Annotated in this window: 11 protein-coding genes; 10 read left to right on the plus strand and 1 reads right to left on the minus strand. The window is 39.6% G+C overall.

Annotated elements, in window-relative coordinates; translation table 11 throughout:
- Positions 1 to 6 precede the first annotated feature (6 nt).
- The 10 genes from HCJ54_RS11345 (at position 7) to HCJ54_RS11390 (ending at position 13,999) form a co-directional block, all read left to right on the plus strand.
- On the plus strand, positions 7 to 1,350 hold the full coding sequence (locus tag HCJ54_RS11345; RefSeq protein ID WP_187137709.1) for a UDP-glucose dehydrogenase family protein: 1,344 nt from the start codon (positions 7 to 9) through the stop codon (positions 1,348 to 1,350).
- A 16-nt stretch (positions 1,351 to 1,366) separates the two neighbouring features.
- Positions 1,367 to 2,014 (plus strand): sugar transferase, encoded by a 648-nt coding sequence (locus HCJ54_RS11350; protein WP_187137710.1) that lies wholly within the window; start codon positions 1,367 to 1,369, stop codon positions 2,012 to 2,014.
- Complete coding sequence (locus HCJ54_RS11355; RefSeq protein ID WP_187137711.1) at positions 2,014 to 3,186, plus strand: glycosyltransferase family 4 protein; 1,173 nt, start codon at positions 2,014 to 2,016, stop codon at positions 3,184 to 3,186. Before HCJ54_RS11350 ends, HCJ54_RS11355 begins: the two co-directional genes overlap by 1 nt.
- A 1-nt stretch (position 3,187) precedes the next feature.
- A complete protein-coding gene (locus HCJ54_RS11360) occupies positions 3,188 to 4,681 on the plus strand; it encodes an oligosaccharide flippase family protein (protein WP_185411050.1) in 1,494 nt (497 codons plus the stop codon).
- 260 nt (positions 4,682 to 4,941) lie between these two features.
- Positions 4,942 to 5,874: an NAD-dependent epimerase/dehydratase family protein gene (locus tag HCJ54_RS11365; protein ID WP_187137712.1), complete on the plus strand. Its 933-nt coding sequence runs from the start codon at positions 4,942 to 4,944 to the stop codon at positions 5,872 to 5,874.
- A gap of 39 nt (positions 5,875 to 5,913) precedes the next feature.
- Complete coding sequence (locus HCJ54_RS11370; RefSeq protein WP_187137713.1) at positions 5,914 to 6,315, plus strand: hypothetical protein; 402 nt, start codon at positions 5,914 to 5,916, stop codon at positions 6,313 to 6,315.
- Positions 6,316 to 6,536: 221 nt separating this feature from the next.
- Entirely contained in the window at positions 6,537 to 9,269 is a 2,733-nt protein-coding gene (locus tag HCJ54_RS11375) for an immunoglobulin-like domain-containing protein (protein ID WP_187137714.1), read from the plus strand.
- Between the two features lie 64 nt (positions 9,270 to 9,333).
- Positions 9,334 to 9,879: a DUF4352 domain-containing protein gene (locus HCJ54_RS11380; RefSeq protein WP_187137715.1), complete on the plus strand. Its 546-nt coding sequence runs from the start codon at positions 9,334 to 9,336 to the stop codon at positions 9,877 to 9,879.
- Positions 9,880 to 10,230: 351 nt separating this feature from the next.
- Entirely contained in the window at positions 10,231 to 11,313 is a 1,083-nt protein-coding gene (locus tag HCJ54_RS11385) for a glycosyltransferase family 2 protein (protein WP_187137716.1), read from the plus strand.
- Positions 11,314 to 11,449: 136 nt separating this feature from the next.
- Positions 11,450 to 13,999: an immunoglobulin-like domain-containing protein gene (locus HCJ54_RS11390; RefSeq protein WP_187137717.1), complete on the plus strand. Its 2,550-nt coding sequence runs from the start codon at positions 11,450 to 11,452 to the stop codon at positions 13,997 to 13,999.
- A gap of 76 nt (positions 14,000 to 14,075) precedes the next feature.
- Here HCJ54_RS11390 and HCJ54_RS11395 read toward each other — a convergent pair whose 3' ends face one another.
- A complete protein-coding gene (locus HCJ54_RS11395) occupies positions 14,076 to 15,188 on the minus strand; it encodes an ABC transporter ATP-binding protein (protein WP_187137718.1) in 1,113 nt (370 codons plus the stop codon).
- Positions 15,189 to 15,250 lie beyond the last annotated feature (62 nt).

Below are 15,250 nucleotides of genomic sequence, written 5' to 3' on the forward strand. Positions count from 1 at the left end.
AAAGCAATGGAAAAAATAGTGATGGCCGGCGTTGGATACGTTGGTTTAGTGACTGGGACGAGCCTAGCGCAGACTGGAAAAACGGTTGTATGTGCGGATATTAGCGAATCCAAAATCACGCAATTAAAAGAAGGCGTCTCACCGATTTACGAGCCAGGTTTGGAGGCGATGATACAGCAAAACATCGACCGCGGAACGCTACATTTTACAACGGATATGACACGGGCGTACCGAGAAGCAGATGTGATTTTTATTTGTGTGGGGACGCCAGAACAGGCGGATGGTTCTGCGAGTTTAACATACATTTATGAGGTGGCAGAAGATATTGCGAACTATGCCAAAAAAGATACGCTGATCGTAATGAAATCAACGGTGCCAGTGGGGACCAACCAACAAGTCAAGGCCTTTATAAATGACCGCCGTGATGTGGAAAATGCATTGGAGATTGTTTCGGCACCTGAGTTTTTGTCACAAGGGACGGCGGTCAATGATACGCTACATGGTGCTCGGATTGTGCTTGGTGTCGAGACAAAACAGGCGGAGATGAGAATGCGTGCGATCTATTCTGGGTTTAAGCAACCAGTTGTGGTGACCGATTTGGTTAGCGCTGAAATGATCAAGTACGCTTCGAATGACTTCCTAGCATTAAAAATTTCGTTTATTAATGATATCGCCAATCTATGCGAAAAACTAGGCGCGAATATTGATGGTGTAACACAAGGCATGGGGCTTGATCCGCGGATTGGGAAGCAGTTTTTGAATGCCGGTGTGGGTTATGGCGGTTCTTGTTTTCCTAAGGATACTAAAGCGCTGTACCGTTTGGCGGAAGATGTTGGCTATGATTTACGAACCGTGAAAGCAACGATTGATGTGAATCAAGACCAAATTTATAAGTTGCTTCATCAGGCGAAACAGGATTTTGGTAGCTTGGTAGGGAGACGGGTATCCGTACTTGGGTTGACGTTTAAACCGGGAACAGATGATTTGCGTGAGTCGCCGGCGATTTGGAATATTTTTGAGCTGATAAAAGCGGGCGCAGATGTGACGGTATACGATCCAGTTGGAATGGAAAATGCCCGATCCATTTTTCAAGATCGAGTAGCTTACGCAGATTCGGCGTTAGCAGCGATATCAGATGCAGAAATCTGTTTTATTTTTACAGAGTGGCCAGAAATCATGTCAGTGGCGCCAAGTGACTTTAGCGAAAAGATGAGGTCTGTGCACATTTATGATGGACGTAATTGCTTTGATGTGGCCGAAATGGCGGCGCTAGAAGAGGTACATTATGTTTCGATTGGCCGTCCGAAAGTGCAGCGATATCAAGAAGAATTAGTAGGATTATCTAAGTGAAGGGAGAGGAACTATTATGCTAAATGCAATATCAAGTAGGCTAGCAAGAGATAGTTATTATGGTAGTAAACGTGCGGTGGATATGATTGTGTCATTGATTGCAATCGTGCTCCTCTCGCCGATATTTTTGCTAGTAGCTATTGCGATTAAATTAGAAGACGGGGGAGCAATTATTTTTAAACAAGAACGTAGTGGTGAAAATGATGTGCCGTTTACGATTTATAAATTTAGGTCGATGGGAATGAGCACGGCGAGCACTACGGCGCATGATTACGTTTGGGATAACGGTGTTCCTGATACATTTGTGTTTAAAAATACGGGGGAGCAAGATGCGCGTGTGACGAAAGTAGGAAATTTTATTCGTAAATTTAGTATTGACGAGTTGCCACAATTTGTGAATGTGCTACTTGGGAATATGTCATTGATTGGTCCGCGTCCAGAGATTGTGCCAATTACGTCGTGTTATTCAAAAGAGCAGAAGAAGCGTCTGATGGTGAAGCCGGGTATTACTGGTTGGGCGCAAATTAATGGCAGAAGCGATATTAATAATGGTGAAAAAATACGGTTGGATTTAGAATACATTGAAAAAAAGACAGCGATGCTAGACGTTGTGATTTTCTTTAAGACGGTTTGGCTGGTTATAGCGGGGAAAGGATCGGTTTAATGATGACGACTCAAAAACAACGAATTTTAATGCTATCGAGTGATTTTTTACCGAATATTGGAGGTGTTGCCGCGTATGTGTATGAGCTTAGTAAGCAACTTTTAAAAGAAGGACATGAGGTGATCGTGCTTACAAAATATGATGGATTTGGTGTGCAAACCAAGGAAGAAACACTGGATGGCTTGCGCGTGATTCGAGTGCCATTTTCGCCGATTAAGAAGGTTCAGGATTTGGAATATGTAAGGCGGACGCGGAGAATTATCAAGCAGTTGATAGCGATTGAGGCGATTGACATCATTCACTGGCACACGCTGAACAAAGATTCCAAGGTGATGCGAAATATCCAATTTCCAAGTGGCGCGATTGTCCACACGAACCATTTTGTCTGGTTTCGTGAAATGTATCGAGCCGGACAGTTTGCTAAATTACAAAAGATGATTCCTTACACGGACCACATCATTTCCCCAAGCTATGAAATCGAAGAAATGAGTCGTGCTGTTTTTCCTGAAACCGGCGTGACAAGGATTCCAAATGGCGTTGATCCAGCAAGTTTTTATCCCGATCAAGAGCTTAGGCAAAAGACCAGGCTAGAATATGGTATTCCGAATGATCATACAGTTGTCGTAACAACAAACCGGATGTCTGAGGAGAAGGGGATGGGTTATTTAATCGATGCCATTCCTGACTTGCTTCAAAAACATGATAAACTGAGCTTTTTTTTAGCAGGCGATGGACCAGAACTGCAGTATTTTGAGAAAAAAATTGGTGCTAGTACTGGATATAATCCAAGAGTTCATTTTCTCGGTAGGATTAAAAATACGGATATTCTTTCCGTCGTAAACACGGGCGATATTTTTCTGCAAACGTCTTTGGAAGAGGGCTGCAGCATTTCTGTGTTAGAGGCAATGGCATGTGAAAAACCTATTGTCGCGACAGAAATCGGAGGTAATCCGGATATAGTAAGGAACGGTATCACAGGCATTACCATTTTGCCGAAATCAAGTGAGGCAGTTGCAGAAGGCTTGGAACAGCTACTTTCGGACCCTGCGAAACGAGCATTATACGGCGCCAATGGAAAAAAAGACATCGAGGATCAACTAAACTGGGAGTCGCTCGCGAAGCAAGTTCTGACGGTTTATGAGAAGTCGCTCGTGAAGAAGCTTGGTCAGTAAAATGAGTAAGCAAAAAATAAATTATATTTTCATGATGCTTTATCAGTTTTTCATGGTCATCACACCATTGCTGACAACACCTTATGTAGTTCGAGTTTTGGGACCAGAAAAAATTGGGGAAGATGCTTATGCGAATTCTTTTGTACAAATGTTTTTAGTGTTTGTCATGCTGGGAATAGCAAGCTACGGCAAGAAGGTCATTGCTTCTGTGGACAGTCAATTTCAAGCGGAATCGAATCGTAATGATACTAAGGCACATAAAAAAGCGCTTAAAAGTGAATTTGGTGGTGTTTTTGGAATCCAGTTTATTGCGATGGTGACGATGCTATTGCTGTATTTATTGCTCGTTACGCTTTTTTTCGAGGGTAGTAGTGTGTTTTATACGTATGGATTTATGATTATCGCCTATGGATTCGACATCTCCTGGTATTTTATTGCACGAGGTGAGCTGAGGAAAATAATGGTGCGTACGATTTTAATCCGAATGGTGACAATATCTAGTATTTTCCTGTTCGTGAAATCAGAGGAAGACCTTTGGCTCTATGTATTTATGAATTGTTTTTTATTATTGCTAGGGCAAGTCTATATTTGGTTCTTTCTCATTCGTGAATTAGGCGGGTTTAGTGTACAAAAAGCAAGCTTGAAAAAACATCTGAGACCTATTTTGATATTGGCGGTGATTCCGGTTTCGACCATGGTTTATATATCTGTGAATCGTGTTGTGCTCGGGGCAGTGCAAGGGGAGGTGGAGGTCGGATATTATAATCAGGCGTATAAGTTATATACGATTGGTTTGTTGTTTGTCCAAGCCTTGTCTGCTGTTTTAATGCCTCGACTCGTCCACTATTATGAGGTCGGCGATAGGGAGCAGTTTCGTAGTATGCTTACGTTTTTCTTTCGCTATATTTGCGCCTCGGTGTTACCAGTATGTTTGGGCGTTGTAGCTGTTTCTGATGCGCTTATCCATGTTTTCTTAGGTATTGATTTTATGCCGGTGGTGCCAGTTATTATTGTGCTGATCCTGTCGTTATTTTTAGCCGCGATGAGTGATTTATTTGGAACGCAGATTATGGTGATTCGCGGTCAAAATAAAGCGTACGCTTATTCGGGAATCATCGGTTCCGCGATGAGTTTTGGTTTTAATTTGTACATTGTGACTGTACTAGCCAGCGAAGGAACCGCATTATCCTTTTTAGTAGGGAATTTAGTTATTGTTAGCATCCAAATATATTTTATAAGAGATTTACTCCATGTGAAGCAGATGATCCTTATCATGATGCCATATGTAACCTATAGTTTTATCATGATGGCATGTATTTTTGCCGTACCGTATGTATACTCTGGGCCAGCGTTTTACACGTTAGTGATCCAGTGTTTCGTAGGTATAGGGAGCTATATAGCGCTCCTGCTCATGAGAAATGATGAGATTTTATATTATATTATCCGTAGTTTTCGAAAAAAACCGTCAAAAGATAAAAGGATGGAAGAGACGTGAAGGCTAATTTATCGAAGGAAGTAAAATTACAATTTCTTGATGACTATTTTGTATCAACCACAGAAGCGATTAATATACTACAAATATCGAAGCAAAGTTTTTACTCGCTTGTTAATCGCAATAAAATTCAACGCATAAACAAGTCAGGTGTAGTGCTTTATTTTAGAGATGAAATCATCGAACGATCAAATTCTCAAAAGGATCTGAGGTATAAGTACCGTCCTTTTGATTACAGAAAATAATGAAAGAGGTAACTAATCATGTCAACGGTTTTAATAACAGGGGGGCTAGGCTTTATCGGCTCCCATTTAGCCCACAGAATAGCTGCAGAAAGTAAAGTTGTTATTGTGGACAATCTATCTACAGGGAGGAGAGAGAATGTTCAGCCACATAGCGATATTACGGTTTACGAAGGCGATATCACGGATAACGAAATGTTAACCTACCTCTTTACAACATATGAATTTGATTATATTTATCATTTAGCAGCTATTGCGAGTGTTGCAGAGTCAGTTGAAAGGCCGCATGAAACATTAGAAACGAACTTTAAGGCAACGGTCTCCTTGCTAGAACATGCTAGAAATCAAAAGCACCCAGTGAAAAGATTTGTATTTGCGTCTTCGGCAGCGGTGTTTGGAGATGAAAAAACATTGCCGAAAACGGAATTTTCACCAGTGAAGCCCTTGACACCTTACGCGATTGATAAATTAGCATCTGAGCAATACGTGTTGGCATACAATGCGTTGTATGGTTTAAATACGAGTGCCGTTCGTTTTTTCAATGTATACGGTATGCGGCAAAACCCAGAGTCGCCGTATTCAGGTGTCATTTCGATTTTGACAAAAGCATTTTCAACAGAGGAGCAGGGAAGATTTACTGTGTACGGGAATGGCAATCAGACACGCGACTTTGTTTTTATTAAAGATGTCATTGATGCTTTAGTATTGATCGCTCATCATGAAAAGTCGAAAGGCGAGGTTTATAACATTGGAACAGGGCAGGAAACCTCATTAAACGAGTTAATTGATCAATATCAAGATATTACTGGCAATACGATAGAAACAATGTACGAAGAGGCGAGGCAGGGTGATATTCATGCATCTGTGGCAGGAATTGAGAAATTAAGGCAGCTTGGATTCGAGCCAAGGTATAACGTTTATGAAGGATTAACAGCATACTGGAAAAATTATTGAGAATAACGGCTTATTTTTAGGATATGCGAGGTGGGTTAATTGGAAAAATTAGTTCAGTTTTTAACGGAAGATCACTATCTGAAAAGTATGTACACAAAAATGGAGCATTGGAAGCAAGGGGAAGTAGTATATTGTAATGCGAAGGATAAAGAGGTTATTGGTTGCATCATGAAAGGACAAGCGATTATGCGGTTTTGTCATGAGAATGGGGATCATAGGTTGGCATTTTTAGATCAGTACGATTTAGTGGGTGTTGAGAACTTGATAGAATGGCCAGATCCTATAAAGGCCAATGTATACGAGATCATCGCGTTAACAGATATCATGTTATTCACGGCGAGGAAAGACTATTATTTAGATCACATGTACGCCAATCCAAAATATTTTCATTGCGTATTGTCTCAACTTGCTAGGAAAAGTATCGTTGTCCAATCGGAATAAATGGCTTCAACCCATCATTTTACAGTCAATAAATGCGTAACTATCTGCATTAATTGATAGGATTGTGATTTGAATATAGTATAGACTTTTATATGTCATCAGTTTTGACAAGTCAGGAAAACAAATTGAAGAATTTTACATCAAAACAATTTGCTGTGGGCGTCTGAGCTCTCGCGAAGGATTTGATTAAAATAATAATTACACATCAAAAGGAGAAAATAATGAATCAAAGTAAGCGCGTATTTTTGAAGAAAGCTGCTGCTATGAGTGCAGTAGTAATGATGACTTTACCGACAGTTGCAAATGCAGAAGAGGTGGCAACAGGTTCGGAGCGGAAAGTTCAAGAAGCACAGGTTATTGAACCGAGCAAAAAACAAGAGGGCAATAAGCAAGTGAATGGAAAGCAAGCTGCAACGCCGTATATCAGTGGTGGAACAGGATTTTCTAATAAATTCGAGGCTTTGCAAGATGAGAATGGTATTGTGAATGTGAAAACAGCATCGAAGGCATTGATTGCGATGGGTCTGGGTGTTCAAACGAGAACAACGATTAAAATTGACCCAGAGATTGCACTACCATTTTTCTCAACACCTAACTGGAAAGACTACATTTCGGGGACTGTTGATCGAGTGGGAATATTAGGAAATGACCAAATCACAATGAAGAAACTACTTGAAAAGGATACAGGTTTATTCCCTGGTTATGATGAAGCGTATTACGACGAGAAAAAGCAAGAATTCATCATTTTGACACCAACATATGCAATATCAGTGACCCAATATCAAAATGTAAATATGTATATCGATCTAGGAAAATGGAGTAAGGAAACAGGTCGTCTAGTAGAAAATAAGCAAAACTACAAGTTTAACATGGTCAGCAGACCGAACGACTTAGCGATAAACTGGTCATGGGGCGATGCAAGCTCGATATTACTAGGAATTCCAGAAGACAGCTGGGCAGAAAACAAAGTCGACCCAACGACACTAGAAACATCAGACAACCACAAATTCAAAGGTAAAACCGTGCAAAATATGGATAACCGTCATGACGCCGATTTCTCTATTGCACTAACTGTGAATGGCGTGGATTACAAAAACGATGTACAACTGAAAGAAGACGGAAGCTGGGAATATGATTTCGGAAGCTACCTAAAAGATGGTGATGTTGTCGGTGCTACTGTTATCGCTACGGAAAAAGAAGCACACGAGAATGCACTCATGGATATTAATAAATCAAAAGAAACGAAGTTCACAGTCGGTGAAGATAGTACACCTTGGCAAGATTGGACTGTCGTAGAGCCAACAATTTCTGATGCTTATGACGGTGAAACAATGATTACAGGTATTATTCCTGAGCAGAACTACCAAAATGGACGCACATATAGCCTAGCAGTTAAAGTAAATGGCAAAGAAGTTTACACACAAGATGATGTCGAAAAAGGCGTTTACAATGCCCCGATTTTCGGAGCCAACCTAACAAAAGGCGACAAAGTAGAGGCATATATCATTGGTCACGAGGCAAATGAGGAAGATAAATCAAGTCAACAAGCGGCAACTATTGTAAAAGAAAACAAAGACGAGCAAGCCGATTGGAACAAATGGGAAGTCAAACCAGCCATCCTAAACGATGTGACACACGGAGACCGCGAAATCTCAGGACTTGTACCAGCCCAAAATAAATTTAACGGTAGAAACTATGAAGTAAACGTAACAGTAAATGGCCAAGAAGTCGGTAAAAAAGCCTTCTCCTTTGACGGCGGCGAATACCGTATCGTTTTAGACAAGGACCTAGTGTTTGGCGATGAAGTAAAAGCAACTGTCATCGGTCATGAGGACAAAGAAGAAGATAAATCAAGCGAAGAAACAGCTAAAATCGTATCCGACAAAACAGGTTGGGAAGATTGGAAAGTAGAAAACCCAACTATCTCTACGTTAACAGAAGGCGAGCTAAAAGTAACTGGCCAAGTACCAGCACAAGATGAAGAATTCGGACGTAACTACACAATAGACCTGTACATCAATGACCAAAAAGTAGCTACAAACGAAGCAAAAGCAAAGAGCGACTACGAGTTTACACTAAAAACACCACTTGAAAAAACAGACAAAGTAGCTGTTGAAATCACAGGACACCAAAAGAATTACGAAGACAAAACAAGCGAGCGTATCACAGCAAATGTAGAAGCAGTCGTGACAGAACTAACAGGGAATGACTATAATTTTGACGCCCATGACGAATATGTTACCGGCACACATTCTCGCGACATCAAAAAAATCAAAGTCTTTGTCAACGATCATGACTACCAAACGATAGATGCTAACAACGATGGTGAAGGCAAGTATAAAATCTACGCACGTCAATACATCAAGAACTTCACCGACAAAATCGTTGTGAAAGGTCTAGATACTGATGGAAAAGTCATCAAAGAAACACCTGTCAATAACGTAAAAACACCAACAAGCTTAGAAGCAAATGCATTCACAATCAATCAAGATGAATTGATTTCAGGAACAGTAAGTGATGACGTGAAGAAAATCAAACTTCAAGTGAACGGCAAAACTGTGAACCAAGTAGCACCGAAAGACGGCAAATATGAAATTTACACAAATAGTTACGTGCAATCAGTAGAGGACGACGTGAAAATTATCGCATTCAATGACGAAGACGTAGTATTAAAAGAAGTTTCCGTTACACTAGATGACGCCTCAAAAAACTCAGAACTAACATACAACCCTTACAAATTAGGTGATGATTTACTAACAGGAACAGTATCAGAGGACATTGAAAAAGTTAAATTAGTAGTAGATGGCGAATTACTAAATAATGTTATGGTAAAAGACGGCGAATTTTCTATGTATGCATTAGGTTTTGTAAATGCCAACAGCAAAAAAGTCGAATTAGTCGGCTACTCTAAAGCTGGATTTGAACTAAAACGCATAACAGTAGAAGTACAATAAGACGAATGACAAATAATCCACCTAGACAAGCGCTGGGTGGATTGCTTTTAGAAAGGAATTTTTAATGATGAAAAAAATGATAGTAACACTGTCTCTACTCGCGACAACATTAGGTTTAGCAGGTTGTGGCTCGGCAGAAGAAAAAGCGAGTCAGGATAAAGCGGAGAACAAAGCAACTGATCAAGCACAAAAATCAGTAGAAAACACGAAAACAACAAAGTCCGAACTAAACGAAGAAAAAATCATGCAAGATATCGCTATCACTCCCCAAACCTTCGAAGCGATCCAAGATGACAGCATTAACACAGACACCAAGCAACTTGTCAAAGTAACAGTGAGCGCGAAAAACAACAGTAAAGAAGAAACAGGGATCAGCTCCGCACCATTTTTCCTAAAAAGTAAAGGCGGAAAAGAGCTCCAATTTTACGGTGAAATGAACGAATTTGGCACGATGATCGCACCAGGAAAGACAGTAAAAGGTGAGATTTACTATATTGCAGATAAAAAAGCAGCAACGTACGAGCTCATCTACAATCCGAGTGCAGTAACGAACCAAAAGGACACAAAACAACGGAAGCTGACTTGGAATTTAGGCAAAATCACAGAGTAGAAGTTGAAACACCACCCAAACAAATCGACGGCAAGCGTTGTTGGGGCTGTTCGAATGAAATGAGTTACAGCCCCAATATGCATGAGAGCGAAGCGAGCATGTAATCCATCCCGGCTGTTCGAAAAAAAGAGTTACAGCCCCAATATGCATGAGAGCAGAGCGACCATGTAATCCATAAAAGACTATACGAAAAAAGAATGATATTAATTCAGGAATAGACGTTTCTTCAAATGTGTCCAAGTAGAGGTACATAAATAGATTATTACTCACTCAAATATAATTTTGGATGGGTAATCTTTTAAACAAGATAGAGACGGTGGGCACGAACGATAGAAAGTGAGATTGCTAGTTATGATAAAAGGTAGTATCAGTTATGTTATCCCGATGTTTAATGCAGAAAAACATATTAAGCGGTGTATCGATTCGATACTTAGCTCAGATAAAAACGCGAATATAATAATCGTTGACGATGGCTCTACAGATAATGCAGATGATGTATTAGCCGAATATATAGCGCAATCGAATATTAGAATATTTAAGAAGGAAAATGGAGGACCTGCGTTAGCCAGAAATTATGGACTCCAGTTTGTCCTAACCGAATTTGTGTCCTTTATAGATGCAGATGATTATTTATTGCCAAATTACGATCCAAATAAACTAATAATGCAGTTGAAGAACACAGATTGGTTAATATTTGGCTATGAGAGTAAGTATAGTCTTGGAAAAAAAGTGAATAGCAATTTTACGAAATTAAATCATACGCAAGTTCTAGATATACGAACGTTTTTAGAGCAAATTTATGTATGGATGAATCCTAAAAATAATTTTTTTAATGCACCTTGGAATAAAATATATAAAATGAGTATCATCAAAAAGCATAAACTACAGTTTGATAAGTCATATAAGTATACCGAGGACTTATATTTTAATATTTGTTATCTTAGGCACGTGAATACAGTTACGATTATTCCGGATGTTCTATATGGTTATTGCTTAGAGAATACTATGTCCGAATCAAGAAGCGGAGATGCCTCGTGGTGGCACAATTTGAATAAGGCACATCATTATTTGGAGCAGCTAATAGTAGAGAAGAGCGATAAACAGCTAGCATCACTAAAAGAATATAGAATGTTTCACGAAAATATAGCGATTCAATATTTAAATCTTTTATTGTTCTCCACACCAAGAGATAGGATAAAAGAGGTTATTAAAAAGAAACCAGCATGTCTCCCTATTCGAAATCCTCAAAATAAGCATATCCTATACACATTAAGTGCATGTGCGATAAAAGCATTGCCACTGTCACTCTCCAGCGAGTCCATTTATTCATTGAGCAAAATAGTTAAACGAAAAGTTAAGTTATCTAAAGGAGACCCATCAAAAGCAGGAAGTGCGGATGTCACCTCGTCAAAAGGAGTCAGTAGCTACTGTTAAGGATAAGCAGGATTAAGTATAAGGACTGGCTATTCTAATTCATTGGATCACCTAGGAGACTCTGAAATGAAGGAGGTGTTTGTATGAATTGAAATAATTGGAAACACATCTAATATTAAATTATATGGGGGAAAATATGAAAAGAAACATTTTTAAACGTACACTTATTTCAGCAATTGCAGTCTCATTACTGACGACTAATTTAGCTCCGACAACAACTGCCTTTGCAAAAGAGCCTACAAAAAGCGCAACTAGTACTGCAGTTGAACAGCAATTAGAGACCTATTTTAATAAAGCGGGTATTGACATCGATGGTTCAGATTTCAATAAGAGCATGACTTCTGAACAAGTCGCTAAATTTACAAAGTTTGCACAATCTGAGGCAAAAAAATATCCAAAAGATAATGCTACTAAAGAAACACGAGCGGATGGTTTTGATAAATCGATTACGAGACTTACAGTAAAAATGAAAGACACAGATAAAGGAACTTTTATAACATCTTTCACGCCTTTTAATAACTCAAAGGACCCGTATGTGGGAAACGCAGTTGGATATGCTAAATTACCACTAGAAGGTATTATTCCATGGGGCTTAGATGTTGGTGGCGAAAAAGCGATAAAAGATTATCGCAAAGGGAATTATGGCGCTAGAATTTTAGTGAAATTTCCTGAAGGTGTCAATGCAAAAGAGGGATTTAAGATTGTTGATTGGGACAAATCTATCCTTGATACAAACCTATACGTAAAAGTGATTGGTATTCCGACACCAGTAGAACTAAAATTCCCATTAAAATTCGATCGCTCTAGTGTTCGTTTTGGTGAAAATACGAATGAGTTAAGTATGGTAATCAGAGGAATGGACAAAAGCAAAGTAAGTGAATCGGAGTGGGAATCTTATCCACAGTTTATAAACGAGGGTGCCATTCGCTTAGCTGCTACAACCAATATTGGGAAGCTATCGGGTACTGCGGAAGGTAATATGTACCTTAATGTAAGCGAGTATCCAGGAAATACAGATGATACTTCTAAAGATAAGGTTCTAACCAAGGGCAAACTTCCACCTTCTAAATCTAGAAAAATCGAAGTTCAACTGTTTGTTATTGATAGAGGCGGACTTGTTGCCGGTGGTTCAGGCGCAGGTAATATCTCGGAAGCACAAGTTATTCCAGGGAAAGAGTACATTAACAAATCAGAAAACAACCAGATCCCAACTTGGCGTGAATACATCTCTCTATGGGATAACAAAGATAAATTTAATACCGTGTTATCGGCAAACCAAGAAGTTACAGGTGAAAGCTATGAACTTCCGGGGAAAAATATTTTTGACAGAACTTTAAATGTCAATCTATTTAAAGACGGCGATTATAACCAGTTTGAAGCTAATCGATTTGATCGAATTGTGGATTATTATTCACATGAAAATGTTATAGGTGGAGGAGTAAACGATATTTCTTCTGTTTCGCTTTCACACACACCGCAAACAATTCCATATAACAAAGAAACAGAGGTAAAATATACGGGTTCTGTTACTACTATTGACGGTACTAAAACCAACTTAAGTAGTGCTGTTATGCGCACGACTGTCAATACGGAAACGCCTACTTTGAGTTTCACGGGTAGTCAACCTGATAGAATACAGACAGGTCAATCCCTAGATCTAGCAGGTAATTTTAACGGTAAAACATCAGATGCTTTTGTCATTCACTATAAAGCGGATAACCGAGATTGGGCGCAACTAGACAAATATAGTGCTATCCCAGGTGACGATGTAGCGTGGAATGCCACTATTGCTGGACTATCGAAAGGAAAACACCAAATTCAAGTGAAGGCAGTCGATTCATTTGGTAAAGACTCCAACATTTTAACACATCAAGTAACCGTTGCAGACGAGATTGACGCTAGCCTAACAGCAGACGATTACAAAATCGCACCAGGTACTCAATATGTTACAGGAACACATTCTAAAAACGTGGATAAAGTAAAGTTATTCGTTAATGGTACTGATCGTATGACAGCGGCTGGGAACAATAACGGCGAAGGACGATACAAAATCTACGCGTATGATTTTATCAAGAATGCATCCGATAACGTTGTAGTAAAAGCCTTAGATAAGAACGGTAAAGTCATCAAAGAAACAAAAGTAAATGTCGAAAAAGAAGCAGGTGTAGAAACATACCTAACAGCAAATAACTACAAAATCGCACCAAACAGCCAATATGTAAGTGGAACACATTCAACCGACGTAGACAAAATCAAACTATTTGTTAACGGTGTAGATCGTATGACAGCAGGCGCTAACAACAATGGCGCGCAAGGACAATACCGTATTTATGCTTACGATTACATCAAGAGTGCATCAGACAATGTCGTGGTAAAAGCACTGAATAAAAACGGCCAAGTAATTAAAGAAACGAAAGTTAATATTACGCAAGATACAGGCTCTATTACAGCAAATCCATTCAGAATTAGCACGGATGAGCTGATTAATGGAACATTCACTGGCAATATCGCAGTGGTTAAACTCTATGTTGACGGCGTTGCTAGAAATCAAGTGAGACCAACTGGTTCAAACTACTCTCTGTATGCAGCTGGTTATGTCACTTCTGCAAGCCAAAATGTAGTCGTTACAGGCTTTGATGCAAATGGTATTCAAGTAGCAACTCAAAAAGTTAGCGTATCTAACTAAGCATACGTATCTATCAAATCAACAAAAAGGAGTCAAAAATCTATGTCAGATTTTTGACTCCTTTTCTTATTGTATCTTAGTCACGACCATCTTCCACAATCGAAAGCTCATTATCAACATCAAAGAAATGCGATTTAGACATTTCAAATGCGTATTTGATTTTCTCGAATGGTTCGTGATTCGAGCGTGAGTCTACGCGGGCTACGAATTCATGTGTCCCAACTTTCGAATGAAGCATAAATTCTGCACCAGTTAGCTCAGCAACGATAATTTCAGCATCAAAAGTAGAACCTGGGCTTGCCTCAATAACAAGCGGCTCATCGTGAATATCTTCCGGACGAATACCGAATACGATATCTTTTCCGTCATAGCCTTTATCTTTCAAAACTTTCAATTTTCCTTCTGGAACTTCAATTGTGAAATCATCACCGACAAATTGCGTACCGCTAAGTTTCCCTTTAAAGAAGTTCATCGCTGGGCTTCCGATGAAACCGGCAACGAACATATTTACTGGGTGGTCATATACTTGTTTCGGAGAACCGACTTGTTGGATGACGCCGTCTTTCATAATAACGATACGCGTCGCCATTGTCATCGCTTCGGTTTGGTCATGGGTTACGTAGATCATCGTTGTGTTTAATTGTAAATGTAGTTTCGTGATTTCCGCACGCATTTGCACACGTAGTTTCGCATCCAGATTCGACAAAGGTTCATCCATCAAGAAGACTTTCGCGTCACGAACGATGGCGCGGCCTAAAGCTACACGTTGGCGTTGTCCACCAGATAGCGCGCTTGGTTTACGTTTTAAGTACTCCGTCAAACCTAAGATATTTGCGGCGTGCTCCACGCGTTTCTTGATCTCATCTTTCGGCATTTTACGAAGCTTAAGACCGAATGCCATGTTGTCGTATACTGTCATATGTGGATACAGCGCGTAGTTTTGGAAAACCATGGCGATATCGCGGTCTTTCGGTGCGACGTTATTCATGACTTTGCCGTCAATGCTTAGCTCGCCTTTTGAAATTTCTTCAAGTCCAGCGATCATGCGTAGTGTTGTTGACTTACCGCAACCAGAAGGTCCAACGAAGACGATGAACTCCTTATCCGCGATCTCCAAGTTGAAATCCTCTACTGCGGTTACTTTGTTATCATATATTTTATAAATGTGCTCGAGTGATAGTTGTGCCATTGCTTTCCATTCCCCCATTAATAAGATTTGACTCTATTGTATATGAAAACGCTTTACAAAAA

The sequence above is a fragment of the Listeria grandensis genome, from assembly GCF_014322885.1.
Lineage (GTDB): Bacteria > Bacillota > Bacilli > Lactobacillales > Listeriaceae > Listeria_A > Listeria_A grandensis.